Source organism: Pseudarthrobacter sulfonivorans (assembly GCF_001484605.1).
Lineage (GTDB): Bacteria > Actinomycetota > Actinomycetes > Actinomycetales > Micrococcaceae > Arthrobacter > Arthrobacter sulfonivorans_A.
The window spans coordinates 1,379,099-1,406,090 of sequence record NZ_CP013747.1 but is presented as its reverse complement, the minus strand read 5'-3'; the positions used below and the strand labels follow the sequence as shown (position 1 = coordinate 1,406,090).

24 protein-coding genes and 1 tRNA gene are annotated in these 26,992 nt (G+C 66.4%); 16 read left to right on the top strand and 9 right to left on the bottom strand.

Going from position 1 to position 26,992, the window contains the following annotated elements; translation table 11 throughout:
• Nucleotides 1–23 precede the first annotated feature (23 nt).
• The 8 genes from AU252_RS06185 (at nucleotide 24) to AU252_RS06150 (ending at nucleotide 9,068) form a co-directional block, all read left to right on the top strand.
• Nucleotides 24–698 carry a C40 family peptidase gene (locus AU252_RS06185; RefSeq protein ID WP_058932784.1) on the top strand — a complete coding sequence of 225 codons (675 nt, stop codon included), beginning with the start codon at nucleotides 24–26 and terminating at the stop codon, nucleotides 696–698.
• Nucleotides 699–869: 171 nt separating this feature from the next.
• Nucleotides 870–1,616 (top strand): NlpC/P60 family protein, encoded by a 747-nt coding sequence (locus AU252_RS06180; RefSeq protein WP_058929973.1) that lies wholly within the window; start codon nucleotides 870–872, stop codon nucleotides 1,614–1,616.
• A 236-nt stretch (nucleotides 1,617–1,852) separates the two neighbouring features.
• Nucleotides 1,853–2,353 (top strand): HNH endonuclease, encoded by a 501-nt coding sequence (locus tag AU252_RS06175; RefSeq protein WP_058929972.1) that lies wholly within the window; start codon nucleotides 1,853–1,855, stop codon nucleotides 2,351–2,353.
• A gap of 77 nt (nucleotides 2,354–2,430) precedes the next feature.
• On the top strand, nucleotides 2,431–3,141 hold the full coding sequence (gene mobA / locus AU252_RS06170; RefSeq protein ID WP_058929971.1) for a molybdenum cofactor guanylyltransferase: 711 nt from the start codon (nucleotides 2,431–2,433) through the stop codon (nucleotides 3,139–3,141).
• Nucleotides 3,138–3,431 carry a DUF6457 domain-containing protein gene (locus AU252_RS24115; protein WP_058929970.1) on the top strand — a complete coding sequence of 98 codons (294 nt, stop codon included), beginning with the start codon at nucleotides 3,138–3,140 and terminating at the stop codon, nucleotides 3,429–3,431. The genes mobA and AU252_RS24115 overlap by 4 nt, the downstream gene beginning before the upstream one ends.
• Nucleotides 3,397–4,833, top strand: coding sequence for a molybdopterin molybdotransferase MoeA (locus tag AU252_RS06160; protein WP_083510288.1), 1,437 nt, complete (start codon nucleotides 3,397–3,399; stop codon nucleotides 4,831–4,833). Before AU252_RS24115 ends, AU252_RS06160 begins: the two co-directional genes overlap by 35 nt.
• A 126-nt stretch (nucleotides 4,834–4,959) precedes the next feature.
• Nucleotides 4,960–5,895, top strand: coding sequence for a formate dehydrogenase accessory sulfurtransferase FdhD (gene fdhD / locus AU252_RS06155; RefSeq protein WP_058929968.1), 936 nt, complete (start codon nucleotides 4,960–4,962; stop codon nucleotides 5,893–5,895).
• Between the two features lie 137 nt (nucleotides 5,896–6,032).
• A complete protein-coding gene (locus AU252_RS06150; RefSeq protein WP_058929967.1) occupies nucleotides 6,033–9,068 on the top strand; it encodes an alpha-mannosidase in 3,036 nt (1,011 codons plus the stop codon).
• A gap of 253 nt (nucleotides 9,069–9,321) precedes the next feature.
• Here the strand turns inward: AU252_RS06150 and AU252_RS06145 are convergent, their stop codons facing one another.
• Together AU252_RS06145 and AU252_RS06140 are read right to left on the bottom strand one after the other, a co-directional pair.
• Nucleotides 9,322–10,059, bottom strand: a complete 738-nt coding sequence (locus AU252_RS06145; protein ID WP_058929966.1) for a hypothetical protein — start codon at nucleotides 10,057–10,059, stop codon at nucleotides 9,322–9,324.
• The gene (locus AU252_RS06140; protein WP_058929965.1) at nucleotides 10,056–10,802 is read right to left on the bottom strand and encodes a hypothetical protein; all 747 of its coding nucleotides are present in this window, start codon (nucleotides 10,800–10,802) and stop codon (nucleotides 10,056–10,058) included. The genes AU252_RS06145 and AU252_RS06140 overlap by 4 nt, the downstream gene beginning before the upstream one ends.
• A 252-nt stretch (nucleotides 10,803–11,054) precedes the next feature.
• On the opposite strand from AU252_RS06140, the gene abc-f reads away from it, so the two are divergent.
• Together abc-f and AU252_RS06130 are read left to right on the top strand one after the other, a co-directional pair.
• Nucleotides 11,055–12,719, top strand: a complete 1,665-nt coding sequence (gene abc-f / locus AU252_RS06135) for a ribosomal protection-like ABC-F family protein (RefSeq protein WP_058929964.1) — start codon at nucleotides 11,055–11,057, stop codon at nucleotides 12,717–12,719.
• On the top strand, nucleotides 12,716–14,629 hold the full coding sequence (locus tag AU252_RS06130; RefSeq protein WP_058929963.1) for an ABC transporter ATP-binding protein: 1,914 nt from the start codon (nucleotides 12,716–12,718) through the stop codon (nucleotides 14,627–14,629). Before abc-f ends, AU252_RS06130 begins: the two co-directional genes overlap by 4 nt.
• Nucleotides 14,630–14,638: 9 nt before the next feature.
• On the opposite strand, the gene AU252_RS06125 is transcribed toward AU252_RS06130, so the two are convergent.
• From AU252_RS06125 to AU252_RS06115, 3 genes are all read right to left on the bottom strand, one after another.
• Nucleotides 14,639–15,058: an NUDIX hydrolase gene (locus AU252_RS06125; protein WP_058929962.1), complete on the bottom strand. Its 420-nt coding sequence runs from the start codon at nucleotides 15,056–15,058 to the stop codon at nucleotides 14,639–14,641.
• A gap of 33 nt (nucleotides 15,059–15,091) precedes the next feature.
• Nucleotides 15,092–15,568, bottom strand: a complete 477-nt coding sequence (locus tag AU252_RS06120) for a DUF6314 family protein (RefSeq protein WP_205630643.1) — start codon at nucleotides 15,566–15,568, stop codon at nucleotides 15,092–15,094.
• A gap of 1 nt (nucleotide 15,569) precedes the next feature.
• Nucleotides 15,570–15,642 (bottom strand) — tRNA-Arg (locus tag AU252_RS06115).
• Between the two features lie 83 nt (nucleotides 15,643–15,725).
• Here AU252_RS06115 and AU252_RS06110 point away from each other — a divergent pair.
• Nucleotides 15,726–16,490, top strand: a complete 765-nt coding sequence (locus AU252_RS06110; RefSeq protein WP_058929961.1) for a DUF998 domain-containing protein — start codon at nucleotides 15,726–15,728, stop codon at nucleotides 16,488–16,490.
• Nucleotides 16,491–16,505: 15 nt separating this feature from the next.
• On the opposite strand, the gene AU252_RS06105 is transcribed toward AU252_RS06110, so the two are convergent.
• From AU252_RS06105 to AU252_RS06090, 4 genes are all read right to left on the bottom strand, one after another.
• Nucleotides 16,506–16,916, bottom strand: coding sequence for a hypothetical protein (locus AU252_RS06105; protein WP_058929960.1), 411 nt, complete (start codon nucleotides 16,914–16,916; stop codon nucleotides 16,506–16,508).
• Nucleotides 16,917–16,918: 2 nt separating this feature from the next.
• Nucleotides 16,919–18,391, bottom strand: coding sequence for a hypothetical protein (locus AU252_RS06100; protein WP_157768942.1), 1,473 nt, complete (start codon nucleotides 18,389–18,391; stop codon nucleotides 16,919–16,921).
• A gap of 2 nt (nucleotides 18,392–18,393) precedes the next feature.
• Nucleotides 18,394–19,134 carry a hypothetical protein gene (locus AU252_RS06095; protein ID WP_058929958.1) on the bottom strand — a complete coding sequence of 247 codons (741 nt, stop codon included), beginning with the start codon at nucleotides 19,132–19,134 and terminating at the stop codon, nucleotides 18,394–18,396.
• 112 nt (nucleotides 19,135–19,246) lie between these two features.
• Nucleotides 19,247–19,870: a hypothetical protein gene (locus AU252_RS06090; RefSeq protein ID WP_058929957.1), complete on the bottom strand. Its 624-nt coding sequence runs from the start codon at nucleotides 19,868–19,870 to the stop codon at nucleotides 19,247–19,249.
• A gap of 32 nt (nucleotides 19,871–19,902) precedes the next feature.
• Here AU252_RS06090 and AU252_RS06085 point away from each other — a divergent pair, with 32 nt between their 5' ends.
• From AU252_RS06085 to sucC, 5 genes are all read left to right on the top strand, one after another.
• On the top strand, nucleotides 19,903–20,748 hold the full coding sequence (locus AU252_RS06085) for an inositol monophosphatase family protein (RefSeq protein ID WP_058929956.1): 846 nt from the start codon (nucleotides 19,903–19,905) through the stop codon (nucleotides 20,746–20,748).
• A 104-nt stretch (nucleotides 20,749–20,852) separates the two neighbouring features.
• Nucleotides 20,853–23,414 carry a DNA helicase PcrA gene (gene pcrA / locus AU252_RS06080; RefSeq protein WP_430929481.1) on the top strand — a complete coding sequence of 854 codons (2,562 nt, stop codon included), beginning with the start codon at nucleotides 20,853–20,855 and terminating at the stop codon, nucleotides 23,412–23,414.
• Nucleotides 23,415–23,516: 102 nt separating this feature from the next.
• Entirely contained in the window at nucleotides 23,517–24,872 is a 1,356-nt protein-coding gene (locus tag AU252_RS06075) for a glycosyltransferase (RefSeq protein ID WP_058929954.1), read from the top strand.
• Nucleotides 24,873–24,890: 18 nt separating this feature from the next.
• On the top strand, nucleotides 24,891–25,598 hold the full coding sequence (locus AU252_RS06070; RefSeq protein WP_058929953.1) for a hypothetical protein: 708 nt from the start codon (nucleotides 24,891–24,893) through the stop codon (nucleotides 25,596–25,598).
• Nucleotides 25,599–25,820: 222 nt separating this feature from the next.
• Nucleotides 25,821–26,990 carry an ADP-forming succinate--CoA ligase subunit beta gene (gene sucC, locus AU252_RS06065; RefSeq protein WP_058929952.1) on the top strand — a complete coding sequence of 390 codons (1,170 nt, stop codon included), beginning with the start codon at nucleotides 25,821–25,823 and terminating at the stop codon, nucleotides 26,988–26,990.
• Nucleotides 26,991–26,992 lie beyond the last annotated feature (2 nt).

Below are 26,992 nucleotides of genomic sequence, written 5' to 3'. Positions count from 1 at the left end.
TCCGCACTAACCCCTTGGGCTCCGTGTCCAAGGCCGTCAGTGCCAATGCCGGGACCGTAGGTCGCCAGGCTGCTGTTATCGCAGCTGCATCAGGTCTGATCCTGAGCATGGGGCTTCCGGCCAACGCCGCGGATTCCACCGCCGGCGTTTCCGCCTCTACCGAGTCCGGTTCCGCGCAGACGGCACTTGCCGTAACTGCCGCGCCCACGGCTACCGTTTCCTTCGAACGCCCCGTCATCAAGACGACGCCGGCGCCGAAGGTTGAGACGGTCCGTGCGCAGTCCACGGCCTCCGAAACCGGGGCTCAGCGTGCTGCCGCAACCGAGGCCGCGGCCTCCAAGCTCGCTGACACTGTCTCCTCCGCTGCCGCTTCGGGTCTGGCAGCACTTGCTTACACCGGTATCGGTCACCCCTACCTCTGGGGCGGCACCACTCCCAACGGCTGGGACTGCTCCGGCTTCACCCAGTGGGTCTACGCCCAGGCCGGCATCAGCATTCCCCGCACCAATGCCTGGACGGCCATGCGGCCCACCGCCACACCGGTCCCCGGTGACCTGGTCATGCAGAATGGCGGCGCCCACGTTGGCATTTACGTCGGCAACGGCATGATGATCAGCGCACTGAACCCGTCGCAGGGCACGCTGCTCCACTCGGTGGCATCCACGGGCGGCGGATCCTTCTTCACGCTGGCCCCGTAGTTCCTGCAATCCAGTAGTTCCCGCAGCCCCGTGCTGCCGGAGCCGTTCTTCGCTGGAACCTTTTCGCTAAATCCCCGTTCGGGGCGTGCCGGCGTACCCCCAAGATGCCGGCGCGTCCAAAGCCCTCAGGCTGCCCACGCGGTCCTGAGGAAAACGAAAGAGAGAAAATTAATGACTACACGTGCAACTGTTGCACGGCACCGCGCCGAGGTCGCCAAGACCAACTCGCTGGCTGTCATTGCCAAGGCTGTCGGCGACAACGCCGGCGGCATGGGCCGTCAGGCTGCGGTTATCGCTGCTGCTTCCGGCCTTGTCCTGACCAGTGGTATCGCTGCGAACGCGGCTGACACCGGCGTCCAGCGTGAAGCTGCGTCCGCTTCGAACCTTGAGGCTGAGGTTTCCGCCCCGGCCATCATTTCGGCTGCTTCCACCATTGCCATCTCCTACGAGAAGCCCGCAGTGACCACCACGCCGGCTCCCGTTGAGGCTCCCGCGCCTGTTGTTGAAGCTCCGGCTCCGGCCAAGGCCGCGGCCACCCTCACGGTAGCGTCGGCAACTCCGGCCGCTCCGAAGGCGCCGGTCTCCGCCAGCGGCAAGGGCCAGGCCATCCTGTCGGCAGCCTATGCACAGCTCGGCGTCAGCCAGGACTGCACCATGCTGGTCACCAACGCCCTGGCCGCCGTGGGCATCAACTACCACGGCTGGCCCGCGGGGTACCTGTCCCTGGGTCAGACCGTCAGTGCCGCCGAGGCCCAGCCCGGCGACCTGATCTATTACGCCGACGGCGGCGCGGGCATGGCCCACATTGCCGTATACGCCGGCAACGGCCAGGCAGTGCACGGCGGCTACAACGGCAACCAGACCGTTGTTTTCAGCGCCAACGTTGGCTCGGGACCGGTCTTCATCCGCGTGTCCTAGCAGCTGATTCAGCCTTCAAGGGACCCCCGCCACACGGCGGGGGTCCTTTGCTGTCTGCTGCCTGCTGCCCTGCTCCGGTGAGGTGCACGAATCCGACACGTGACGGCGGCCGCTTCTGCGATTAGCTGATCCCGGGATTCTTTGTTTACTCTTGTGGTGTCGATCCATAGCCCGGACATGCCGGGGGCAGCCGGCCCTCGTGCCCCTGACGGGTGCGGCCACAAAGAGGTACGTGCATGCGCACTCTCGTTCTGAATGCTGGATATGAACCGCTGGCGGTAGTCACCTTCCGCCGGGCGCTGGTGCTTGTGCTCACGGGCAAGGCCAGTGTCATTGCCGAGGGCGATGATCCTGTGGTGGGACCGCAGGAGATCCTGGGCCGACCGTCCGTGATTCTCCTGAACCGCTACATCCGCCCCAGATACAACCAGGGCACCGCAGTCAGCCGCCGCGGAGTCCTGCGGCGGGACGGCCACCGCTGCGCGTATTGCGGCAAAGGTGCCCACACCATCGACCATGTGCAGCCCAAATCACGTGGCGGCGCCGACTCCTGGGAGAACCTGGTGGCCGCGTGCCTCCGGTGCAACAACACCAAGGGTGACCACACGCCGGCTGAAATGGGCTGGAAGCTGAGGTTTGATCCGGAACCGCCGCATGGCACTATCTGGCAGATCAAAGAACTTGAGAAGCCCACTCCGGCCTGGGATCCGTTCCTGCTGCCCGAACGGGCCGCCTGAGCGGGCCGCCTTGTTCCGGTCCGCACGGTAGTTCCAGCCCGGCGCAGTATTCCAGCCCGCGCGGTTAAGCTGGGAGGGTGGACGCTGACCCCCTCGACTTCGATGCCGTCATCCTCGCCGGCGGCCGTTCGTCGCGGCTCGGTGGCGTGCCCAAGCAGAGTCTGACGTACGACGGCGACTCCCTGTTGCGCCGCTCCGCCGCCGCTGCGAGGGGAGCCCGGGCCGCCGTCGTGGTTGGTCCGGACACCGGGGAGGTGCCGGCCGGCGAAATCCCTGCCGGATTTCTCCGCTGCCGCGAAGAACCCCCCTTTAGCGGACCGGGGGCCGCCATCGCGGCCGGGCTCGCGGCCCTGGCCGCTGCGGGTGGCAGCCGCCCCGGGCTGACGCTGGTGCTGGCCTGCGACATGCCCAACGTAGGGCAGGCGGTGGCGGTGCTGAAGGCTACTTTGCGTGCGCGAGGACCCTCCGCCGGAGCGCCCGCGGGCTTGGGACCGGACGGCGTGGTGGCCGTCTCGGAGGATGGCCGCCGTCAGCCGTTGGTCGGTTTTTATAGCACGGCCGCGCTACAACGTTCCGTGGCGGAACTGGAAAGCACAGGACGCTTAATCAACGGTTCGGTGAGGGCACTCCTTGCTAGTCTGGACGTGCAGCTTGTCGCCGTTCCGGCCGGCTCCACGGCAGACGTGGACACCTGGGACGATGCCGCCGCACTTGGAGTGGCCGGTCCGGATCCCATAACCGGGCTCCGGGGCAACACTGCCGCAGACGATTTGGGAGGCAGAGCGTGAAGAGCCAGGAAGAGACGCTGGAAGAATGGTGCAGGTCCTTGCTCCAGGCGTATGAACTGGAGGACGTCCAGATCGACGTCAACACAATCCTGTCGCTGGCCGGCGTGGCAGCCCACTCAGTGGTCCGCCCCGCCGCCCCGCTCACCACCTTTATTGCCGGCTTCGCCGCCGGCCTGGCTGCCGGAGCAGGGCAGGCCACCAACGCCGCCGCCATGACCGCTGCCATGGACCGTGCCCGCACCCTGGCTGCTGACTATGACTCGGAATCCGCCGGGACCCCCGTCGAATGACTCCCGTTCAGTGACCGCCGCCCCCGGCGACGTATCCGAAAATCCCGAGCAGCAGACAGCCCCGGCAAAGCACCTTGCCCACACCTGGGACGAGGCGCGCAAGGCCGCCTTTGACATCGCCACGCCGATTCCGCCGGGCCGGGTTCCCCTTAACCAGGCGCTGGGCAGGGTCCTGGCCGAAGACATCACCGCTTTGCACGACATGCCGCACTACGCGTCGTCTGCGATGGACGGATGGGCCGTCAACGGCAGCGGTCCGTGGATCGTTGCGGAAGCCGGCCAGCGGCTGGCACCCCACCAGGGCAGCCCCATTGTCACCGGCGGACTGATCCCGCAAGGCGCCAAAGCGGTCCTGCGCAGCGAAAGTGCCGTGCTTGGAACGGACGACGACGGCCTGCCGCTCCTGATGACCGGCGGCACCGCCCGCCCCGGCGAACCCGGGAACGGCCAGCACATCCGCAGCGCCGGCGAGGAAGCGGCAGCGGGGGAGGTGCTGGTCAAGGCCGGTGTAACGCTGAACCCGGCCCATCTGGCGGTAGCGGCGCTTGCCGGGCACGATGACCTGCTCGTCCAGGGAAAGCCCGTCGTCAAACTACTGCTGACCGGCTCCGAAGTTGTGTCCCAGGGGCTGCCGGTTCCGGGACAGGTCCGGGACACCTTCGGTCCGCAGCTCGCGGCCGTTGTGGAAATGCTCGGCGGTATTAACGGCGGCCAGGAGCGGATCGGCGATTCCTACGCTGAGTGGCTGGACGGCTTGGCCGACCTCCCGCCTGAGGTGCCGGACCCCTCCGCGCTGCCTGCCGACGTCGTGATCACCACCGGCGGTACTGGCGTCTCGGACACCGACCACCTCCGCCGGGCTGTGGCGGAACTGGGCGGGCGGCTGGTTATCGACGGCATCGCCATGCGCCCCGGCCATCCGGCTGTCCTGGCCGAGCTCCCCGACGGTCGCTTTGTCCTGGGGCTCCCCGGAAACCCGCTGGCCGCCATGATGGCACTGTCCACGGTGGGCGAACCGCTGCTGGCGGCGCTGGGCCACGGCACCATGCCGCCGGTGCAGGAGGTCCCGTGCGGGACCACCATCGAGCCTGAGCCGGGCCGGACCAGGCTGATGCCCTTCCGGCTTCTGTACGGGATGGCTTCACCGGCCAAGCACACTGGTCCCGGGATGATGCGCGGACTGGCGTCGGCGCACGGTGTGATGGTTGTTCCGCCGCATGGCGTGCAGCTGGGCGAACCAGTCCCGGCGTTCGCTTTGCCGTGGGGGCCGCCGGTGCCCGCGCCCGCGCAGCCGGGTACCAAGCCCAAGGGCCGGCCCGCCGCTAAGCCGGCCACCCGGGCAGCTGGCAAGGACGCTGCGAAGCCCGCCGGTCCGGTGGACTGGAGTGCCCTGCTGGGGTAGGCGCCGTGCTGCGGAACCACGTACGCCACAGCCCGGCCAGTGGTGCAATGATGGACCTATGAACAGCGCCAGCCGGCAGGTCCGGAACGTCCACGGGGCCCTTCAAGACAGTCTGGCGGTTCGCTGATGGGGCGCGTGACGCAGCGCCGCAAGGTGCACAAGTATGTTTTGGATGGCTCGCCCAATGCCCTTGAGTTCCCGGTCCGCCACCGCGAGGACGTCCTCGCCGTCGAAGAGCCGCTGGAAATCCGGATCGGTGCACTGTCATTCTCGGTGACCATGCGGACGCCCGGGGACGACTTTGACCTGGTGGCCGGCTTCCTGGTGTCCGAGGGGATCATCTGGGCTCCGGAGCAGCTGGTGTCGTTGCGGTTCTGCGCCGGCGAGGACGAAGACGGCGTCCAGACGTTCAATGTGGTGGAAGCCCAGCTGCGGCCCGACGTCGAACTCCCTGCCAAGGGTCGGAACGTCTTCACGTCCAGCTCCTGCGGTATCTGCGGCACGGACTCGATCGAGGCAGTGCGCAAGTCCTCCCATTTCAGCCCGGCGGCGGATCCATTGACCGTGCCCGCCCACGTGCTGGCATCCCTGCCCGGGCGGCTCCGCGAAGCGCAGGACGTTTTTGACGTCACCGGCGGAGTGCACGCCGCGGGCCTCTTCCGTATAACGGACGACGGCGGCGTGCAGCTTTTGTGCCTGCGCGAGGATGTGGGGCGCCACAACGCCGTGGACAAGGTAGTGGGCTGGGCCCTGCGGGAGCGGTTGCTTCCGCTAACCGGGCTGGTCCTGCAGGTCTCGGGCCGCGCATCGTTTGAACTCGTCCAGAAGGCAGCGTTGGCGGGCATTCCCGTACTGGCGGCGGTGAGTGCGCCCTCGAGCCTTGCTGTGGAACTGGCGGAGGCCAGCGGCATGACCCTGGCAGGATTCAGCCGGGGCACCAGCCTGAATATTTACGCCGGACAGGGCAGGATTACGCTGCCCGCCGCGGAGGTTCCCGCGCCGGTTCCTGAGCCGGTTCCCGGGGAGGACGCGGCCGAGTTAAGCGCGAACGCGCCGGGATAAAACGGCGCCAGCACCTTCGGCGAACATTTCCGGTGACGCTTGGCTATTGAGCTACCAGCCGGTAGATTTTATCCATCGATTGGACGCGTTTGGTCCGGATTCGAGTACTCCAGTTCAAGCACCTAAGAGGGTTTACATTGCATGACGACCGCCGGATCACCGAAGTCCGCCTGGACCGGTTTGTCCGCGAGCGGATCATTCCCGCTGTTTACGCCCGCACTGTTCCGCTGAACCTGAGCAGCTGGGATGCGCCCGGCGAGCCTGTGTCAGTGATGGAAGCCCTGCGGAATCACTTCACGCCGCAGGAACACGGTGCTGCCTGGGGCCAGCCGTGGGGCACCAAGTGGCTGCGCCTGCAGGGCGACGTCCCGGAGGCCTGGGGCACGGGGCCGGACACCGCGGTGGAAATCGTGGTGGACCTTGGCTTCATCAACGAAGCCCCCGGATTCCAGTGCGAGGGAATCGCCTGGCGCCCGGACGGCACTATCATCAAGGCCATTTCGCCCCGCAACCAGTACATTCCCCTGAAGCTCCTGGGCAGCGGCATATCCGTTGACTTCTATGTTGAAGCGGCCGCCAACCCGGACATGGCGCAGGGCTGGACCTTCGCCGCCACACCCTACGGGGACAAGGAAACGGCAGGCACGGCGCCGCAGTACCGGCTGGGCAGGATCGCCATCGCCGAACTCAACCAGACTGTCTGGGAACTCCAGCAGGACATCTGGACCCTCGCCGGGCTGATGCACGAGCTCCCCCCGGAGCAGCCGCGGCGCCATGAGATCCTCCGCGCGCTGGAGCGCATGATGGACCAGATGGATCCCGACGACGTCCCGGGCACCGCCGCAGCCGGGCGGGCAACCCTGGCCGAGGCCCTGTCCAGGCCCGCCTACGCTTCCGCCCACCAGCTGGTGGCTACGGGCCACGCCCACATCGATTCCGCCTGGCTCTGGCCGGTGCGCGAGACCATCCGCAAATGTGCCCGGACGTTCTCCAACGTGGTGGCGCTGATGGATGAGGATCCGGGCTTTGTGTTCTCCTGCTCCTCAGCCCAGCAGCTGGCCTGGATGAAGGAGTTCTACCCCGAGCTTTTCGGCCGGATCCGGGAGAAGGTCAAGGCCGGGCAGTTCGTTCCGGTGGGCGGCATGTGGGTCGAGTCGGACACGAACATGCCCGGCGGCGAGGCGATGGCCCGGCAGTTCATTGAGGGCAAGAACTTCTTCCTCGACGAGTTCGGCGTCGAATGCCGCGAAGCCTGGCTCCCGGATTCCTTCGGCTACTCCGCGGCCCTGCCGCAGATCGTCAAGGCGGCGGGCAGCCGCTGGTTCCTCACGCAGAAGATCTCGTGGAACCAGGTCAACCGCATGCCGCACCATACCTTCAACTGGGAGGGCATCGACGGAACCCGGCTGTTCACGCACTTCCCGCCCGTTGACACTTACAACGCCGAGCTCAGCGGACGCGAACTGGCGCACGCCGAGCGGAACTTCCGCGACCACGGGCGCGGGAACACCTCGCTCGTGCCGTTCGGCTACGGCGACGGCGGGGGAGGGCCTACACGGGAAATGCTGGCTGCCGCCAGCCGCACCGCCGACCTCGAAGGCTCGCCCAAGGTCAGGGTGGGCTCGGCGGAGAGTTTCTTCGCGCAGGCGGAGCGCGAGTATTCCTCCCTGCCGGTCTGGGTGGGCGAGATGTACCTGGAACTCCACCGCGGCACCTACACCAGCCAGGCCCAGACCAAACGCGGCAACCGGCGCAGCGAACACCTGCTCCGCGAGGCCGAACTCTGGTGTGCCACCGCTGCTGTCCGCGGCGCCGGTTCCTTCGAGTACCCGGCAGCAGAGCTGAAGCGGCTCTGGCGGCTGGTGCTGCTGCAGCAGTTCCACGACATCCTGCCCGGCAGCTCCATCGCCTGGGTCCACCAGGACGCGGAACGAAACTACGCCGCCATCAGCGTCAGCCTCGAAACCCTCATTGGGCAGGCAGCGGCCGTGCTCCTCGGCGAGGGGTCGCGGACGTTCCTGCTCAACGCCGCACCGCACACGCGCAACGGCGTTCCTGCCTTGGCTGCCGCAGAGCTTTCGCCGACCGGCCAGCCGGTTCAGGCAACCGCTCTGGATGGCGGTTACGTGCTGGACAACGGCATCATCCGGGCTGTCCTGGATGCCGATGGCCTGATTGCCTCCCTCACCGACTACGCCACGGGACGGGAAGCCATCGCTCCCGGAGCCCGCGGCAACCTGCTGGAACTGCACCGGGACACGCCCAACGAGTGGGACGCGTGGGACATCGATGAGTTCTACCGCCGCAACGTCACCGCCCTCACGGCGGCGCAGGCCATCCGGGTGGAGCACGCCGGAACCAGTGCCGTTGTGGTGGTGGAGCGGGTCGCCGGCACGTCACCGCTCACCCAGCGGATCACGCTGGATGCCGGAAGCGGCTCCCTCACCATCACCACCACCGTTGAGTGGCAGGAGAGCGAGAAACTGCTCAAGCTGGGCTTTCCGCTGGACGTCAGGGCGGACCGCTCCGCCTCGGAGACCCAGTTCGGCCATGTCTTCCGCCCCACGCATGTCAACACCTCGTGGGAGGCCGCCAAGTTCGAGATCTGCGCGCACCGCTGGATCCACGTGGCCGAGCCCGGCTACGGCGTCGCGATTTCCAACGGCGCCACTTACGGGCACGATGTCACCAGGAGCGTGCGCGATTCCGACGGCGGGACCACCACCTCGGTGCGTCTCTCCCTGTTGCGGGCACCCAAGTTCCCGGACCCGACGGCGGACCGGGGCCACCAGGAACTGACCGTTACCATCCGCCCCGGAGCCGGGATCGCCGACGCCGTGGAGGAGGGGTACCGCACCAACCTTGCACCCCGGCTGGTGAAGGGCGCCCGCGGCGTGGAGCCGCTGTTCTTCGTGGACAACCCGGCCCTGGTCATCGAGGCGGTCAAGCTTGCCGAAGACGGATCGGGCGATGTTGTGGTCCGCCTTTATGAGTCCCTGGGGCAGCGGTCCGCCGGTGTGCTCACGGCCAACTTCCCGGTCACGGCCATCCTGGCCACGGACCTGCTGGAGCGCGCAACCGACGCGCCGGGCGTCAACACTGCCGCAGCAGAGCAGTCGGTGGAGCTTTCGCTGCGCCCGTTCCAGCTGGTGACCCTGAGGTTCGCGCGCTAGGTGCGGCATGGATGCCAGCTGTCCGGTCAGCACGCGGGTGGGTCAGCACGCGGGCGGGGCCGAAATGGGACCTGGCCGTTAAATGGCTGAGTGGGGGCGGTCCCCAACGGCCCGCCACCACTCATCCCCCCAAAGAATGCAAAGACTCAACGGGCCCAGCGTCCAGGAATCTATCCCCGTTCGCGAACACCGGCACCCAACTTCACACATTCATGATTGTGCCATGTCTAATGATTTTGTGAAAGTCTGAAGGCTACTTTGCAGTAGAAGTCTTTTGTCTCGGCTCATTCTGCCCGGACCGCAGCTTGGCTACCCAGATCAGCGCCAGGCCGATGACAAAACATAGGACGGCTGTGTAGTTGATGACAAACTCCACTGAATTCAACGCCGGTGGGAGCGCCGGGAACAACAGGCTCGCGCCAATGGCAACCGCTCCGAGGGCAAGCAGGAATGCCGCTACCCGGACCAAGAGCGGAAAAGTGCTCCGGCAGGCCCGCACCATGGCAGGCAGCAGGACCAGCGAAACGTACGCAGGGTAGGCGCGGCCTGCGGCACCGTAGTACTCAGCCAGCAGTCCGTGCCGGGCGTCCTTGGCTGACACCGAGCCCATGCCCGCGGAGGACCCCGCCGTGTCCATCATCAGGAACACAACCACCACCATCAGCGAGGTCAGGCCCAGCACAGCCATTCCGATCCGTCCGGCTAGCAGCCGGTAGGCGTCGTCGGCCCCAAAGCCCCGGGTGACGCGGATGCCCACGAAGAAAATAGCGGCGAAGATGACAAAGCGGAGCAGGAGGTTGGCCACATTAACACCGCCGAGCGCCTGGTCGATGGCAAGGTACGGTGCCTGGATGCTGAGCAGGATGGCGAGCGTCATCAGCGCAAAGATGTAGAAGAGTGTCCGGTTCCTCCCCCTCACGGCACTGGGAACCCTCGCGACGGCCACCAGGCCGCAGACAGTCAGCGTGGACCACTGGAGGATTTCGATCATCCCAGGTTCTCCCAGATCTTTTCGGTTTTCTCGTGGTCATGTTCCTGCCGGCGGAGGGCCCTGCCGAGAGTCTGCAGCCGGTCACCGGCCAAGGTGGTCAGCTCGCCGTCGGACAGGCTGTCCAGGGCGGCCTGCCGGGCTCCGGGAGGCCAGCCGGCCTCCGCCTCCGTGACCAGCCCGGTGGCCACGAGGCCGCTGGCCGGGGCGACGCCGGCGGCAAGGGAGGTGGCAACCGCCAGCTCCGGAGCCAGCCGGTTTGCGCTCAGTTGTGCCGAATAGTTCTGCGGAGCGATTCCGGTGGCGGCGGAGACCCGGTGCCGCAGCTCGCCGTCGTCGATGGCCTCCACCCAGTTCTTGACCGAGGTGGCGTGCGGGGCCGGCTCCAACACGGACGAACCGGCCGGCGCGGCAGCCGCCGGCACGCCGCCTGGGTCCGCGGCGGAACGGGCCAAAACTGCCCGCAGGAGGTCCGGGGTGGAGATCTGGCTGACCAGTTCGGACCTGCTGGGCGGGCGCGTGTCCGTGAGCTGGCTGTAGGCGTCGAACGCCGCCAGCGCCGAAACGGGATTGACGTTGTACGCCCGGCTGATGCTCACCACCGTAGTCTCTGCCACCTTGCCCCGGACAAGCTGCTGGGCAAGGGTGGTCCGCTTGATGCCGGAGACGCGGCAGATATCGGACGTGCTCGTGTTGGGGGCGATGCCGTGCAGCCAGCGCTGGAACGCTTTGGCAGGAATTGGCATATCGGCTCTCTGCTGAACGGATGATTGCCTTTTGATTTTAGCCTGACCTTTCGGAGGCAGTTTGGTGCGGCGTGCTGAGTCGACTATGCTTGATGGTCGAGCCCGTTGGTCCGTACACCCCCCAAGTCCGGACCGGCGGGCTCTTTAGTGCCCCGGCACTTTTCGGGGCGGCACATTGCGGATTCACCGCAGTTTCGGGCCGATTCAGGCGGGCTCCTCCGGCCGGGCGGCGGCGAGAGGATGGACCAACCTATGACTGCAACCCTTGTTGCCAAAGATCTTTCCGGCGGCCACGACCACCGGACGCTGTTCGACAAACTTTCCCTCACGGTGGCCCCCGGCGACGTGGTAGGTGTGGTGGGCGCCAACGGCGCCGGCAAGTCCACCCTGCTGCGCCTCCTGGCCGGTGTGGACCAGCCCCAAGGCGGCAGCGTCAGCCTCGCCCCCTCCGATGCCTTTGTAGGTTGGCTGCCTCAGGAACACGAGCGCGTGGCCGGGGAGACTGTGGCCGGCTACATCGCCCGCCGGACCGGCTGCGCCCAAGCCACCATGGAGATGGAGTCCACCGCCGAGGCGTTGGGCTCCGGCGCACCGGGCGCCGATGACGCCTACTCGCTGGCCTTTGACCGCTGGATGGCTTCAGGCGCGGCAGACCTCGACGAACGCATCCCGCCCGTTCTTGCCGACCTCGGGCTGGACACCGGCGCGGACGCCCCTATGACCGGGCTCTCCGGCGGCCAGGCCGCCCGCGTGGCCCTCGCGGCGCTCCTGCTCAGCCGGTTCGACGTTGTGCTGCTGGACGAGCCCACCAACGACCTTGACCTGGCCGGCCTGGCCAAACTGGAAGCGTTTGTGCAGGGACTGCGCGGCGGTGTGGTGCTGGTGTCCCATGACCGCGAGTTCCTGGCCCGCTGCGTGACCACCATCGTGGAACTGGATCTGGCGCAGAATTCCGTGGCGGTCTACGACGGCGGCTATGAGGCCTTCCTGGAGGAGCGCGCGGTGGCGCGGCGCCACGCGAGGGAAAAGTTCGAGGAGTTCGCGTCCACCAAGGCAGACCTGGTCTCCCGTGCCCGGACCCAGCGCGAGTGGAGCTCCCAGGGCGTGCGGAACGCCATGAAGAAAAGCCCGGACAATGACAAGATCCGCCGGGCCGCCAGCACCGAGTCATCGGAAAAGCAGGCCCAGAAGGTCCGGCAGATGGAATCCCGGATTGCCCGGCTGGACGTGGTGGAGGAGCCGCGGAAGGAATGGCAGCTGCAGTTCACCATTGGCCAGGCGCCCCGGTCCAGTGCGGTGGTGGCCACCTTGCGTGACGCCGTCGTGAAGCAGGGAAGCTTCACGCTGGGCCCGGTGAACCTGCAGCTCAACGCGGGGGAGCGGATCGGCATCACCGGCCCCAACGGAGCCGGCAAGTCGACGCTGCTGCGCCTGCTCCTGGGCGTACAGGCGCCCGACGCCGGCAACGCCGCCATGGGCGCCTCGGTGGCCATCGGCGAAATTGACCAGGCCCGCGGACTGCTGGCCGGCCACCTCAACCTTGCCGACGCCGTCGAAGCCGTCCTCACGGACCTGACGGCCGCGGAGGTCCGCACGCTGCTGGCCAAGTTCGGGCTGAAGGCGGACCACACCACCCGCCCCGTTGATTCCCTGTCGCCGGGCGAACGCACCCGCGCCGCGCTGGCGCTGCTGCAGGCCCGCGGGGTGAATCTGCTGGTCCTGGACGAACCCACCAACCACCTGGACCTGCCCGCCATCGAGCAGCTGGAAGAGGCGCTGGGAAGTTATGAGGGCGCTTTGCTGTTAGTAACCCATGACAGGAGGCTGCTCGAGAACGTGCGGCTGGATGTCCGGTGGAATGTGGACAACGGAACGGTAACTGAACTGATGGCAGACGCAACGGAGCAACAGCGATGAGCATGGATGGCGTCGCCTGGCACTCCCTGTACAACATCTCCCGGGCCAAGAACGGCTCCCAGCCCTTCTCCAAGGCCACCCTGAAACGGGTCCTGGGCTTCGCCCGCCCGCACCGGACAAAGCTGATCGCGTTTGTGGCGCTGTCCATTGTGATGGCGTTCCTGGCCGTGGCCACGCCCGTGCTGGCCGGCCAGGTGGTTGATGCCATCGTGGCCAAGGCGGGTACAGACGAAGTGATCCGGCTGGCGCTGCTGATCGCCGTGGTGGCCGTTGCCGAAGCCGGCCTGGGACTGGTGAGCCGCTGGCTTTCGTCCAACATCGGCGAAGGCGTGATCGTGGACCTGCGCACCAGGGTCTTTGACCATGTGCAGAAGATGCCCATCGCGTTCTTCACCCGCACCCGCACCGGCGCACTGGTCAGCCGCCTGAACAACGACGTCATCGGCGCGCAGTCCGCCTTCGCCGGCACGCTGTCCGGCGTGGTCAGCAACGTGGTGGCACTGATCCTGACGCTGATCGTGATGCTCGGGACGTCCTGGCAGGTCACCGTGCTCGCCATGATCCTGCTGCCGATCTTCCTGATCCCTGCCCGCCGGATGGGCTCCAAGCTTGCGGACCTGCGCCGTGAGGCGGCAAACCACAACGCGGCCATGGGCACCCAGATGACCGAGCGCTTCTCCGCTCCGGGCGCCACGCTCGTCAAGCTCTTCGGCCGCCCGGACGAGGAATCCCGCGAGTTCGCTGTCCGGGCCGGCCGCGTCCGGGACATCGGCGTCCGAACGGCCATGCTGCAGTTCACCTTCGTCACCGCGCTGACGCTGGTGTCCGCACTCGCCTTGGCCCTGGTCTACGGCCTGGGCGGCTGGCTGGCCATTGGCGGGCAGCTCGCCGCGGGTGACGTGGTGGTGCTGGCACTGCTGCTGACCCGCCTTTACGCCCCGCTCACCGCCCTGTCCAATGCCCGCGTGGAAATCATGAGTGCCCTGGTCAGCTTCGAGCGGGTTTTCGAGATCCTGGACCTCAAGCCCCTGATCCAGCAGAAGCCCGACGCCGTGGCCATCCCGCCGGGAAACGTTTCGGTGGAGTTTGACGACGTTCGCTTCGCCTACCCCTCGGCGGACAAGGTCTCGCTGGCCTCGCTCGAGGAAGTGTCCACGCTGGACACCCGCGGCGGCGAAGAGGTGCTGCATGGCATCAGTTTCCGGGTGGAACCCGGGCAGACCGTCGCCCTGGTGGGTTCCTCCGGTGCCGGAAAGTCCACCATCGCGCAGCTGCTTTCCCGGCTGTACGACGTCGATTCCGGCGCCGTGCGGCTCGGCGGCACCCTACCCGGCTCGGGGCTGGACGTCCGGGACGCCACCTTCGATTCCCTGCGGGACACACTGGGGATGGTCACCCAGGACGGACACCTCTTCCACGAATCCATCGCTTCCAACCTCCGGCTTGCCCGGCCGGACGCCACCGAAGAGGACATGTGGGACGCCATCCGGCAGGCCCGCCTGGAAACCATGATCCGGTCCCTGCCAGACGGCCTGGACACTGTAGTGGGGGAGCGCGGTTACCGGCTCTCAGGCGGTGAACGCCAGCGCCTCACCATCGCCCGGCTGCTGATTTCCCAGCCCCGGGTGGTCATCCTCGACGAGGCCACCGCCGCCCTCGACTCCACGAACGAAGCCGCCGTGCAGGCGGCCCTGGGCGCCGCGCTCGAGGGGCGCACCGCCGTCGTGATTGCCCACCGGCTGTCCACCATCCGTGCCGCCGACGTCATCCTGGTGGTGGAGGACGGGCGGATCGTGGAGCGCGGGAACCACACGGAACTGCTGGCCGCCGACGGCCGGTACGCCGAGCTCTACCAGACGCAGTTCGCCGAGGCCTCGGCCGTAGCAGCGGAAGCCGTTCCGGAGTACTAGACCCACCCCTCAGCGGCGCAGCGCGGCCAGTTCCGGCAGGATGTGGTCCGTCAGCAGCGGGGCGAGGTCCGCGGGCGGCGGCGCGCCGCGGTCCAGCGCAGCCAGGTCCAGCCAGCGGATTTCGGCGATTTCAGCTGACGGGTGCGCCGTCCAGGTTCCCGGTGCCGTAAACACGGTGGCTTCAATGTCCGTGGCCGCCTCGTTGGCGGCGTCGGCGATCCAGACGCCCATCAGCTCCAGCTCGCGCGGATCCACCACGATCCCCACTTCCTCCTGAAGTTCCCGCGCAGCGGCGTGGACGGCGGTTTCACCGGCTTCTGGCTTGCCGCCGGGGTGCATAAACATGCTGGTGCCGCGCTTGCGGAAGGTCAGGAGCCGGCCGGCGTCGTCGAAGACACAGACGGCGGAGACAACAATGCGGGCTTTCACGGTACCGAGCCTAGCCTGTTCAGACCAGCCGCTTCAGACCTGACGCTTCAGGGCGGACGTCAGCAGCAGGTCCTTGCGCGGGCCGGTCACATCCCACGTGTAACTGAACGTGTCAGGGCCTTCGTAGTTGTAGGCCACGCGGTACGTATCGGGATCGCACCAGTGCCGGTCCTGGCTGGCCTCCGGCGTGAAACTCATCCGGTGGAAGGGCCGCCCGTCGGCAAAAAATACGTCCAGGGCGTCGGGCCGGTCAGCGGGTTTCAGGACGTATTCACGCGAGGCAGGGCCGGTAAAGGTGGGCCAGCGCATGGTGCCTTCTTCACGGAAGGCCAGGCCGCCGTCGTCCGTAGGGGAAAAACGTACGACGCCGGCAAAGGTTCCGTGGGTGCCCGTTGACCGGTCCAGCAGCTGCCGTTCAACGGCCCAGCTTCCCTGAATGGAGAGGTTCCTGGCCGGCGAGGGGCCGAGCAGGTAGGCGCGGAGGTCAAACTCCGGTGACGGAAGATTCAAGTGCCCTCGATTGGAATCGAACCAACGACACCGGCTTTAGGAGAGCCGTGCTCTATCCACTGAGCTACGAGGGCGCATGTCCGCTGGTCCGGCAGGGCCGGTCCGTCCGGACACGGATACAAGCATACAAGGTGGGAGGCCGTACTACGCTCTTGGCATGAGATCAGCCCCGACATCCGCTCCCGCCGTGGCCTACCTCCCGGACACCGCCTCCACTCGCCAGTACATCGGCGCCTGGTCCGTGCTGAGTGTCCTGCAGTATTTTGTGGCGGAAACGGCCGTGATCGGGGCGTGGGCGGGTCCGCTGCCCTATGACCGCCGGACCGGCTACATCAGCGACCTGGGCGCCGTTAATTGCGGGATCTACGACGGGCGGGACGTGTGTTCGCCGCTACATTGGCTGATGAACGCCTCGTTTGTGGTCCAGGGGCTGGGGATGCTGCTCGGTGCGCTGCTGCTGGGATCGGGGCTGCTGTGTGTCGCCGCCAGGGCAGGGGCCCGGGTCCAGCCTGGGCGCCGGAAGCCTTGGCTGGCTGCGGTCTGCGTTCGGATCCTGACCGGCGCCGCCGGTGCCGGGACCATGGTGGTTGGCCTGGTGCCGGAGGATGCCGGCTCGGCCTTCCACTTCATCGGCGCGGTGGTGTATTTCCTCGCCGGCGCGGCGGCCCTCGTGGTGCTGGGCATCCTGTGGCTGCGGCAGACGCCCCTGGGTTGGCTCGTCCTGGTCTGCGGGCTGGTGTCGCTCGCTGCGCTGGCGACCGGCGGTCTCACGGGGATGGACGTTCCGGAACCGGGCACCCTGGAACGGCTGATGGGCTACCCCGTCACTGTGGGTGTGGCTGCCTCAGGTCTGGTGATCGCACAGCGGGTCCACCGGCACCGGAAGGAAGTACGCTCGGTCGCGTCTGCGGGTAGCCGCTGACCTCCCGCCGGTTGGCTAATTGACGAAGAATTCGCGGAAGTTGCTCAGCGATTTCCCCCCGGAGTAGCCGAGTGCGTCGGCCCCGGCGGACACGGCGTCGTCCGGTGAGAAGATGCTGATGGCGAAGGAGCCTGACTCAAGGTCTTCGGTTTTCTCCAGCATCGGCGGGAGGGCCTCGCCGAGCACCTCCGCGAGGGCGGCCTCGTCATTGCTGGTCCCCACCAACTTCACGTTGATGAAGTTTCCGGACGTGTTCATGTTGACGTTGACCTGGGCCGATTCAACTCCAGGAACCGACATCGCGGCGTCCTGCATATCCTTTTTCAGGCGGTCAGCCGGCGAAGCGCCTGACACGACGCAGGCTGAGAGGCCAAGGACGGCCATCGCCAAGGTGAGCGCTCCGGCAACGGTTTTGAGTCGGTGCATTGTTACTGCTTTCGGGAGATGTTAGACACTGTCGAGGTGACTTGGCTGGCGTCCGAGGTCAGGAACCTTTGGGTTGATTGCTGTTGACTGTACTGGGCAATCGGTCCTCCGGCCTCCTGCTGGCTGACTGAATCCACGTAACGGTTGGCGTGGTGATACTCGATCCCGGCAAACCCCGGGTCGACGTCAGGGTTGGGCAGGGTGACGATCGTGGCGCCGTTGTCGTGGCTGGCGGAGATGGTGCCGTCCGGCCACGCGGTCGCGTCTCCCAGGTCCACCTGCGGAACGGGGTCGCCATCGTGCTGCAGTGCCAGGACATCGATGGACGGCGGGATGGGCGTGGAATCCACGGGTGAACCGAACGTGACCACATTGGTGACATTGAAGCGGTCTGTGAAACCGCTGTCCGAAGCCAGGGCCGCGGCGATCATTCCACCTTGGGAGTGCCCGGAGAGCATCACCGGTGCGCCTTCGGGAATGCCTGCCTGTTCCATGGCCAGCCGAACGGCCTCCGCGGCGGTGGACAGGTTGCCGCCGGCCAGCTCAAGGTTGCCCGTCAGGTCCGTTGGATTTGCGGCTCCGTCCGGCTCCCACCGGGTGGTGCCCGGAATGCTGATGATATACGCGGGCGGCTGGCCTGGCTTCTCAACTGTGGTGATCCGGACGCCTGTATCGGGCGTACCGGGCATGCCGGGGTCGCTGTAGGCCGCGTCTGTGGTTGACAGGATGGCGCTGACGGTGGCCGGGACCGGCGTCTGCGTCCGTCCGTTGTCGTCTGTGTCCTCCGGGTTACCCACTCCGACGGGAATGGGATCCCCTGCGACGGGCCGGCCGTCGTCGAACAGGTGCGGGTTGGAAAAGCCCAGGGTGAAAGTGGCCTGTCTGAGGTTCTCCAAGGAAGCTGCCAGCATCACGCTGTTGGAGACAAGCTCTGTGATGGATGGCGGTTCGCCCGACGTCAGCCATCGCCAGCCCATCTCCGCGACGTTGCCGGCTTGGCTGAAGACATTTCCCTGCGCATCCATGATGTTCCTGATGGGAAGCGGAGCGATGTCCTGGACGTAGTGCCACGTGTTGCTGACTGTGTCCCCGACAGCCTCCGTAACTTCTCCGGCGGTGTCCCACAGGTCCTCTGTGGCGTCGGCTACGGAGTCCATTAGCTGGTCAAAGATTGAGGGACCGCCGGTAGTTTGGGGTGCCGCGCTTGCCTCCAAGCGGCGGCTGGCCGCCACTTGTTCCTCAACATTCTGTTTGACGGCCTTGGAAGCGGCCGCGAGTGCATGGGCAGTCCCGATCAGCTGCCGCCGGTGTCCAATCCACTCATCCGTGAACCGCTTTCCGTCGTCACCATTCCAGGGCGCACCGGTGATCAGCGGAGTCAGGCTGCCGCTCAGGGCCAGCAGTCGGTCACTGGTGCGGGCAAACTCTTCGCTGAGGCGCCGCCCGCTCTCCACGTCCATTCCGTACAGGGCCATGGTCACGCCGCCTTTTCCGCAGCGCTGGCAAGGTACTCGCGGGCTCCGAGCACACGCCACGCAAACTCGCGGCTGAGGTCAGCAATGGAATAGCTACGCTCCGCCAGAGCCCAGGCGTCTCTACTGAGATGTCCCGAGTGATGTCCCTGGTCCGCAGCGGGCACCGCAGCGGACACCTCAAGATGGAACGCATGGGTGGCGACAGGACCGGTTTCCTCGATGACGGTATCCGGTGCCGCCAGCCGTTCCGCGGCCGCGGGCAAATGGCGCCGGATGGCAGCCCAGGCATCTTCCTCGCGGAAGAAGGAAACTTCGACCGCGTTGCGGACTTCCGTCACGGCCACACCGTCCACACCGTGCCGGATCCTGCGGTAATAGGTGATTCCAACGCCCCGCCCGCCGGCGAGTCCTATCTCGGTGTGGACGGACAGCTCCTGTGTTTGGACCACCGCCGCGGCCTTCACGGGAGCAGACGCCGCAATCCACACTGCGAGCACCCACTGCCGGGTGATGGCGCCCTGCCCGTCGACAATTCCTGCCCGGCGCAGCTCGGCTTCCATGGCCTGGGGGTCTTCAGCATCCAGTTGGCGGCTGGCCTCGGCCTGGGCCGACTCCCGGTACGCGGAAAGGTCGCCATCCGCCTCGTTCGCCAGTACTTCCGCCGCCTTGTGGACAGTTGACGCCCAGGCCAGTCCGCTGATCTCAAAGATATTGAGAGCAGGATCCGTCCGTGATTCCCCCATGGATTCCCCCGATGTTTAAGATCCCCGGCATCGGATGCCGGCACTGGACACACTATCGGGGTGTCCGGCAGGAACGGTATGGGGAGAACTCTCCGGAGGTACGGGCGGGAACCTACTGCTGGCGCGGCCGTTTGCCCAGGAACACTGCTGCTGCCCCGGCCAGCAGGCTGAGGACGAACAGCACCCACCCGGCAACGGTGAGCCCGGACGCCAAGGCGACTTGGCCGGCGTCGGCCGTTTCCGATCCCAGCGCGGCATCGACGGCGACATTGCCCCACAACCGGACCACCACAAACAGCAGCGGCACCGCCCAGAGGGCCCAGCGGAGCGTCTTCCTGGCGACGTTGGTTCCGATCAGGAGCAGCCACGTGAAGCCGAAGATCAGCGGGAGCAGTGTGCCGGCAGTCTTGTGGACGTAGTTGAGCTGGCCGCGGGCGTCGTCGTCCATGGCGGCGTTCAATTGGCCAACATAGCCGGCGTCAAAACCGCCCACCAGGGAATCCGGCATGGCCAGGCCGCCGGAGAGCTGGGTGAGCTGCTGGAGCGTGAGCAGGTGGACGTACCAGAACAGGAAAAGGCTGACCACGACTCCCGCGATGAGGATCAGGTTGGTGTTGCTCTGGGCCTTCTGCGGCGAACGTCTGGTGGAGGGGTTGATGACCGGCGGGAGGCTGTGCTGCGGAACAGCCGCCTTGGAGCCGTGCTTCTTGATCCGCTGCGCTGGGGTTTTGGCCATGGCACCATTATCCCGCCACCTAAACTGGGTCCATGACCACTGGCCGGCACAGCGCCCTTGAACTTGACCCCGCCCTGGACGACTATCAGCTGGCCTCCGCGCTGGTGCGCGAAGCCGGGCAACTGGCGCTCCTGATGCGCATGGCCGGGCTGCAGTCCCAGCAGAAAACCTCCATCTCCGACGTGGTGACCGCTGCGGACCACGCTGCGGAAGCCTACGTGCTGGGGCAGCTGCAGCGCTGCCGGCCGGAGGACGGCATCCTGGGGGAGGAAGGCGCTTCGGTGGCCGGCACCAGCGGCCGTACCTGGGTGATCGACCCCGTGGATGGCACCTATAACTTCCTGCACGGATCCACGTACTGGTGCTCGGCCCTCGCACTGAAGGACTCGTCCGATGTGCTGCTCGGCGCGATATTCCAGCCCGAGGAGGACAAACTCTGGCTCGGCGGCACGGCCCACACGGCCACGCTGAATGGAGAGGTGATGACCGCCTACCGGGACGCGGGGGCCGGCCAGGACGGCACCGCGCGCAATGCGACCGCGCTCGCCGAACTCGGCGCAGCCACCTACATCCACCCCACCTGGCTGATGGATCCGCTCTGCGCCATGCCGTGGCATGCTGCCGCCACTTCCGCCGCGGCGCTGCGGATGTTCGGCTCCGGGTCCTGCGACCTGGGCCGGGTGGCCGATGGCCAGCTGGGATGCTGGTTCCAGCACAGCTGCCCGGAATGGGACTGGCTGCCCGGCAAGGCAATCGTCCGGGCCGCCGGCGGTGCCACGGACACGGTCCGGATCAACGGCCTGGACTGGTTTATGGCGGGAGGCACGACGGCGGTACGGGAGCTGCGTGCCGCCCTCGAGTCGGGCTCCGTGGCCTGAGTCCGGGCCGCTTTTGCGCGTTTCCGAGGTTGGGCTCACGGTGTTATCCACAGGGTTGGACCTGACTGTCAGCCCCACCGCCTAGACTTGTAGGCACCATGGATATGTTGTTTGACCCGTACTCTGACGGACCGTTCAAGGCCGCCACGCCAGCCTCCGCCCGCACCAGGTCGCGCCCGGAAGGCCTCGCCGCGGCCGCCGAATTCGGTGGCGGCGGGCCTGGCAGCGGGTCCGAACACGCAGCAGAACAGGGCGCCCAGCGCACGGGCGGCTGGGCCAACCAGCAGCCCTCTCATGACGGCAACGGCGAGCCGGCCCACCACCGGCCCAACGCCGAGGAACTCCTGCAGGGGCTTAACCCGCAGCAGGAGGAGGCCGTCAAGCACGCTGGCGGCGCCCTGCTTATTGTGGCCGGCGCCGGCTCGGGAAAGACCCGCGTCCTCAGTAACCGGATCGCGTACCTCATTGCCACCCACCGCGCGCATCACGGTGAGATCCTGGCCATCACGTTCACCAACAAGGCCGCCGCCGAGATGCGGGAGCGTATCGCTGCGCTGGTGGGTGGACGCGCCAAGATCATGTGGATCTCCACGTTCCACTCGTCCTGCGTGCGTATCCTGCGCCAGGAGGCCGCCAACGTCGGCCGGAAGTCGAACTTCTCCATCTACGACTCCGCGGACTCGCTGCGGCTGGTCATCCAGGTCTCCAAGAGTCTGGACCTGGATCCCAAGAAGTTCGCGCCCAAGGCCATCCAGCACAAGATCTCCGCGCTCAAGAACGAGCTCATCGATGCCGATTCCTTCTCGTCCTCCGCGAACCACAACGATCCCTTCGAGTCCGCCGTGGCTGACGTGTTCAAGGGCTACACTCAGCGGCTGCGCCAGGCCAACGCCATGGACTTCGATGACCTCATCGCCGAGACCGTCTACATGTTCCGCGCCTTCCCGGCGCTCGCCGATTCCTACCGGCGGCGGTTCCGGCACGTCCTCGTGGACGAGTACCAGGACACCAACCACGCCCAGTACGCCCTGGTCCGCGAGATAGTGGGTGAGGGCCCCGGTGCGTCCGAGCTCACCGTCGTGGGCGACTCCGACCAATCCATCTACGCCTTCCGCGGCGCCGACATCCGCAACATCGTGGAGTTCGAAAAGGACTACCCGGACGCCCGCACCATCAAACTGGAGCAGAACTACCGCTCCACGCAGAACATCCTCAGCGCGGCCAACTCCGTGATCTCACGCAACCCCAACCGCCCCGACAAGCGGCTGTGGACCGCCGAGGGCGAGGGCCACAAGATCATCGGCTATGTGGGCGAGAACGAGCACGCCGAGGCCCAGTTCATTGCCAAGGAGATTGACCGGCTCCAGGACGAGGACAACCTCCGCCCCGGTGATGTTGCCATTTTCTACCGCACCAACGCGCAGTCCCGTTCCATTGAGGATGTGCTGGTCCGGGTAGGCCTGCCGTACAAGGTGGTGGGCGGCACCCGCTTCTACGACCGCAAGGAAATCAAGGACGCCCTCGCGTACCTCCGCGTTCTGGTGAACCCGGACGACGACGTCAACCTGCGCCGGGTGCTCAACGAACCCAAGCGCGGCATTGGTGACCGCGCCGAAGGTGCCGTGGCCGCACTGGCCGAGCGCGAACGGATGTCGTTCATGGCCGCCGCCCGGCGGGCTGAAGAAGCTCCCGGCATGGCCACCCGTTCCGTCAACGCCGTCCTCGGGTTTGTGAAACTGCTGGACGATCTCGCAGAGGTTGCCTCCGGTTCGGGTGCCGCCGCTGCGCTGGAGGCTGTCCTGGAACAGACCGGCTACCTTGCCGGGCTGCGTTCCAGCACTGATCCACAGGATGAGTCCCGCGTGGAGAACCTGGCGGAACTCGTCGCCGTCGTACGTGAATACGAACAGGAGAACCCGGAAGGTTCCCTGGGTGCGTTCCTGGAACAGGTGTCGCTGGTGGCAGACGCGGACCAGATCCCGGACGCCCCCGGCGCGGACATCGACGCCGCCGTGGCCGAAGCCAAACGCCTGGGCGTGGTCACGCTGATGACCCTCCACACCGCCAAGGGGCTCGAATTCCCGGTGGTGTTCCTGACCGGCATGGAACACGGGCTGTTCCCGCACCAGCGCTCGGCCACGGACCCCAAGGAACTCGCCGAGGAACGCCGGCTGGCCTACGTGGGCCTGACCCGCGCGCGCAAGCGCCTCTACGTCACCCGGTCAGAAGTCCGCAGCATGTGGGGCCAAAGCCAGTACAACCCGGCCAGCCAGTTCCTCGAGGAAATTCCCGCCGAGCTGCTGGACTGGAAACGCGAAGGCACCAGCCGGCAGTCCGGCGGCTGGGGGAGCAGCAGCGCGTCGATCGGTTCCAGCCGTTACGGCGGATCCTTCTGGGGCGCCGGCACGTCCCGCGGCGCGGCCGCCGATACCTCGGCGGGCTTCAACGCGGACGTTCCCGCGGCCATCGCCAAGAACCGGGTCCAGCCGCAGAAGGAGATTGTGGCCGTCAGTGTGGGCGACAAGGTCAACCACACCAGCTTCGGCAACGGCACGGTGCTGGCGCTGGAAGGCGCGGGGGACAAGACGGTGGCCAAGGTGAAGTTCAGCGTCGGCGAGAAGCGACTGCTGCTCCGCTACGCGCCACTTACGAAGCTCGACGCCTGACCACGCTTGCCCTTGTCCGGGCACCCCGGCTGGCTTACAGTTCAGGAACGCGCGGTACCCGGGAAACATCCGGTAGCCGGGGAACGGTGAAGCGCATGCCACTTGAGCACAGCAGAACTTGAGCACAGCAGATTCGGGGGCACCACTGTGAAGATCCTGTTCGCCAGCCAGGCCATTGACGGCCATTTCAACCCCATGACGGGCGTGGCGATGCGGCTCAAGGACCGCGGCCACGAGGTGGCCTGGTACACGGGTCCGGTCTATGCGGACAGGCTCGGCGGCATGGGAATCCAGCACTTCCCCTTCCGCAGGGCCATCGAGCACCGCGCGGACAACCTCAATGAGCTCTATCCGGAGCGGGCCAAGCTCAAGGGCCCACGGGCCATCGGCTTCGACGGCGAGAAGATTTTCGCCAGCAACGTCAGCCACTTCTTCGAGGACATCCGCGAGGTGGCGCAGCAGAATCCCTTCGACGTTCTTGTGGCGGACAGTTCCATGTTCATTCACCGGCTCGTCTCCCACTTGATGGGCAAGCCGGTGGTGAATTTTGTTGCGATCCCCAACATGGAAAGCGACCCGCAGGTGCCGCCGCTTTTCTTCGGGTTCCGGCCGCCCCGCAATCCTGTGGAGAAGGCGGTCCAAGGCTTGGCAGGCCTGCTGTCCGACAAGGTCATCCTTCGGCCGGCCAGTCAAAGCTACCGCCGGCAGCATGCCGCCTACGGCCAGGCTGTTCCGCGGGAAGGCAGGCTGACGGACGAACCCTATCGGTGCTCGGACGCCATCATCCAGACCGGCCCGGAATCCCTCGATTTCCCGCGGCGCCGAGTCAACCCCAAAGTGCACTACGTCGGTGCGCTCCTGCCATACCGGTCGCCAGGCCCGGCCGCCCCCGGTTTCTCCGGGTCCGACGGGGACGGCGGGTTTCCCCGGTCCTATCCCGCAACACTCGTTGTCACCCAGGGAACTGTGGACAACCTGGACCAGGACAAACTCATCGTTCCGTCGCTTGAGGCGGTCAAGGATATGGATGCGTTGGTCATCGTGGCAACCGGCGGGCACGGCACCGAAGAGTTGAAAGCCCGGTACGCGCAACCCAACGTGGTGGTCCGGGACTACGTGGACTTCGCGGAGGTCTTTGACTTCACGGATGTCTTCATCACCAACGGTGGATTTGGCGGTGTGCAGCTGAGCCTGTCCAAGGGGGTTCCCTTGGTGGTTTCGGGGATCAACGAGGGCAAAAGTGATGTTAACGCCCGGGTGGAAAATGCCGGCGTCGGCATTAACCTCAGGACGGAGTCACCCAAGTCCGCCGACATAGCCGCTGCAGTTCGAAAGGTCCTGGAGGATCCCGGCTGGAAATCCCGCGCCCGGACGATGCAGGAGCAGTTCGACCGTGAGGATCCCGCCGAAGCTGCTGCCGCCGTCGTCGAGGCCGCCGGGACGCGCCCGACGGCCTGAGACCGTTGCCGGGGCATAATGGAGGCCATGCGACGGACTGTATTGGGGATCCTGGCCGCCTTCTTCCTGCTGGCAGGCACTGCGTGCAGCATCACCACCGAGGACCCGGGCTATGTGGCTCCGCCGCCGCTGCCGGCCATGGAACAACTGGAACAGGCAGCGCTGGCCGACCCCGCCGCGTTCAAGGCCAGCGGGGATGTCCTGTCCTTCATCACGGAGGACCGGAACATTGTGTGCTCCCTGACATCGGCCCGTGGGGAACACCTCAACCTCCCGTATGAGTCGAACAGCTTCAGTGATGCGGCCAACAACAAGCTCGCCACCGTCCCGGTGGCGCATTGCGAGCTTGCCGGTTACCCCAAGCCTGCCGCGGGCGACATCAAGGACGACTGCGCCGGCACCGGCCTGGGCTATCTGGGCGGAGCGGCGCTGCTCAGCCCGGACAAGGCAACGTATGGGGAGTGCCGTTCCGGCGTCACACAAATGGAGGCAGCCTACGGACCCAAAGGAAATAAAAGCGGCCCGCTGACCGAACTGGCGGTCCTCGCCGAGGGCCAGAACCTGGAACGGAACGGGCTGCGCTGTTCGGCCCATAACGGCGGCGTGGCGTGCGGAAACGTCTCGGCCGGCGTCGGATTCTTTGTGGCCCGGGACCGCTACGAACTTATTTCCAAGGCAGCTGCAACTGCCTCCCCGGCACCCGCGGAGGCCTCAAAAACCCCGTAATCTAGGCGTTTTTCTACGCTCCATAGAATAGTGTCGTTACTCACATAAGCGGTAGTGTGGAACGGGCCGGTCCTCTGAGAGGGCTAGAGTTCCGAATGGAGCATTGCGCTGTGGGGCCCGTTTCCGGACTGGTCGCAGGTGCAGGCAATCCGCAGCCCGGTCATCGTCTTCGGCGGTGCCCGACTGTACAGAAACTACTTCGACGTAGAAGGACACTAAACCGTGGACCTGTTTGAATACCAGGCGCGCGATATGTTCGAGGCGCACGGTGTACCCGTGCTTGCCGGCATCGTGGCGTACACCCCAGAAGAAGCAAAGGCAGCTGCCGAGAAAATCGGCGGCGTAACTGTCGTTAAGGCCCAGGTTAAGGCCGGTGGCCGCGGTAAGGCTGGCGGCGTCAAGGTTGCCAAAACCGCCGATGAGGCGTTTGAGCACTCCACCAACATCCTGGGCATGGACATCAAGGGCCACACCGTCAACAAGGTGATGATTGCCCAGGGTGCCGACATTGCTGAGGAGTACTACTTCTCCGTGCTGCTGGACCGGGCCAACCGCAACTACCTGGCCATGTGCTCGGTAGAAGGCGGCATGGAAATCGAACAGCTCGCCGTCGAACGCCCTGAGGCGCTCGCCAAGATCGCCATCGACCCCGCTGTGGGCATCGACCAGGCCAAGGCTGACGAAATCGTTGCAGCTGCAGGCTTCGATGAGGAACTGCGCGGCAAAGTCGCCGCCGTGATCCTCAAGCTCTGGGACGTCTTCAAGAAGGAAGACGCCACCCTCGTTGAGGTCAATCCGCTGGTCAAGACCGGCGCGGGCGACATCGTGGCACTGGACGGCAAGGTCTCGCTCGACGAGAACGCCGACTTCCGCCACGCCAAGCACGCCCTCCTTGAAGACAAGGACGCTGCAGATCCGCTCGAGGCCAAGGCCAAGGCGCAGGACCTGAACTACGTCAAGCTGGACGGTGAAGTGGGCATCATCGGCAACGGTGCAGGCCTGGTCATGTCCACCCTGGACGTTGTTGCCTACGCCGGTGAAAACCACGGCAACGTCAAGCCCGCCAACTTCCTGGACATCGGCGGTGGAGCTTCCGCCGAGGTCATGGCCGCCGGCCTCGACGTCATCCTGGGTGACCCGCAGGTCAAGTCCGTGTTCGTGAACGTCTTCGGTGGCATCACCGCGTGTGACGCCGTCGCCAAGGGCATCGTTGGTGCGCTGGCCGAGCTGGGCCACTCCGCGAACAAGCCGCTGGTAGTCCGCCTCGACGGCAACAACGTTGAGGAAGGCCGCCGCATCCTGGCCGAGGCCAACCACCCGCTGGTTACCCTGGCCGCCACCATGGACGAGGGCGCCGACAAGGCCGCCGAGCTCGCCAACGCAGCTAAGTAAGG

What these genes read in the sequence shown, in the direction of transcription:
- AU252_RS06180 (WP_058929973.1), top strand. Translation starts at nt 870, where the DNA reads ATGACTACACGTGCAACTGTTGCACGGCACCGCGCCGAGGTCGCCAAG.
- AU252_RS06175 (WP_058929972.1), top strand. Translation starts at nt 1,853, where the DNA reads ATGCGCACTCTCGTTCTGAATGCTGGATATGAACCGCTGGCGGTAGTC.
- AU252_RS06160 (WP_083510288.1), top strand. Translation starts at nt 3,397, where the DNA reads ATGACTCGGAATCCGCCGGGACCCCCGTCGAATGACTCCCGTTCAGTG.
- fdhD (WP_058929968.1), top strand. Translation starts at nt 4,960, where the DNA reads ATGGGGCGCGTGACGCAGCGCCGCAAGGTGCACAAGTATGTTTTGGAT.
- AU252_RS06145 (WP_058929966.1), bottom strand. Translation starts at nt 10,059, where the DNA reads ATGATCGAAATCCTCCAGTGGTCCACGCTGACTGTCTGCGGCCTGGTG.
- AU252_RS06140 (WP_058929965.1), bottom strand. Translation starts at nt 10,802, where the DNA reads ATGCCAATTCCTGCCAAAGCGTTCCAGCGCTGGCTGCACGGCATCGCC.
- abc-f (WP_058929964.1), top strand. Translation starts at nt 11,055, where the DNA reads ATGACTGCAACCCTTGTTGCCAAAGATCTTTCCGGCGGCCACGACCAC.
- AU252_RS06130 (WP_058929963.1), top strand. Translation starts at nt 12,716, where the DNA reads ATGAGCATGGATGGCGTCGCCTGGCACTCCCTGTACAACATCTCCCGG.
- AU252_RS06110 (WP_058929961.1), top strand. Translation starts at nt 15,726, where the DNA reads ATGAGATCAGCCCCGACATCCGCTCCCGCCGTGGCCTACCTCCCGGAC.
- AU252_RS06105 (WP_058929960.1), bottom strand. Translation starts at nt 16,916, where the DNA reads ATGCACCGACTCAAAACCGTTGCCGGAGCGCTCACCTTGGCGATGGCC.
- AU252_RS06100 (WP_157768942.1), bottom strand. Translation starts at nt 18,391, where the DNA reads ATGGCCCTGTACGGAATGGACGTGGAGAGCGGGCGGCGCCTCAGCGAA.
- AU252_RS06095 (WP_058929958.1), bottom strand. Translation starts at nt 19,134, where the DNA reads ATGGGGGAATCACGGACGGATCCTGCTCTCAATATCTTTGAGATCAGC.
- AU252_RS06090 (WP_058929957.1), bottom strand. Translation starts at nt 19,870, where the DNA reads ATGGCCAAAACCCCAGCGCAGCGGATCAAGAAGCACGGCTCCAAGGCG.
- AU252_RS06085 (WP_058929956.1), top strand. Translation starts at nt 19,903, where the DNA reads ATGACCACTGGCCGGCACAGCGCCCTTGAACTTGACCCCGCCCTGGAC.
- pcrA (WP_430929481.1), top strand. Translation starts at nt 20,853, where the DNA reads ATGTTGTTTGACCCGTACTCTGACGGACCGTTCAAGGCCGCCACGCCA.
- AU252_RS06070 (WP_058929953.1), top strand. Translation starts at nt 24,891, where the DNA reads ATGGAGGCCATGCGACGGACTGTATTGGGGATCCTGGCCGCCTTCTTC.